We start from the raw sequence: 591 nt of genomic DNA, 5'->3' as shown, positions 1-591 counted from the left end.
ACAGCGACCTTCGGGTCGCTGTTTTGTTCAACGGACCAATAATTACTGCATTAGTATTCTTATTGGCACACCATATTTGCGCTTTTTTTGAGCGCCCTTGAAGATTTAGGATGTCACTATGAGCCAAGAATTTAACTCTCCGAAAGGCCAGCTTCTGCTTCGTACTCTTGCAATGCCCGCTGATACAAATGCAAACGGCGATATCTTTGGTGGTTGGATAATGTCTCAACTTGACTTGGCGGGTGCGATTCTGGCGAAAGAGATCTGTTCTGGTCGCGTCGTTACCGTTTCTGTTTCAAGCATTACATTTAAAAAACCAGTCAGCGTAGGTGACGTGGTTTGTTGTTACGGCGTGTGTAAGAAAATCGGCCGTACATCTATGAGCGTTGACCTAGAAGTCTGGGTGAAACCAGTGAAAGTCGACGGCATCGAAGATCGTTTCATGGTTTGTGAAGCAACCTTTAACTATGTAGCCATCGACAGTGAAGGCAAACCACGTCCAGTGCAAAGCTAAGTCGTCATAAAATCGAATTGCTAGGAAGAATCTCACATTTTCTATTGTTCACTTGTGAGAGGTTCAAAAAAGACGTT

The 591-nt window shown here is 44.2% G+C and carries 1 protein-coding gene; it reads left to right on the top strand.

Annotated elements, in window-relative coordinates; all coding sequences use genetic code 11:
- The first annotated feature begins 118 nt into the window (after nt 1–118).
- Nucleotides 119–514: an acyl-CoA thioester hydrolase YciA gene (gene yciA, locus R7044_RS26725; protein ID WP_005459205.1), complete on the top strand. Its 396-nt coding sequence runs from the start codon at nt 119–121 to the stop codon at nt 512–514.
- The last annotated feature ends 77 nt before the right edge of the window (nt 515–591 follow it).

The organism is Vibrio sp. 1402, from assembly GCF_033340275.1.
The sequence above is the reverse complement of the archived record's forward strand: the minus strand, read 5'-3'. Positions and strand labels throughout refer to the sequence as shown.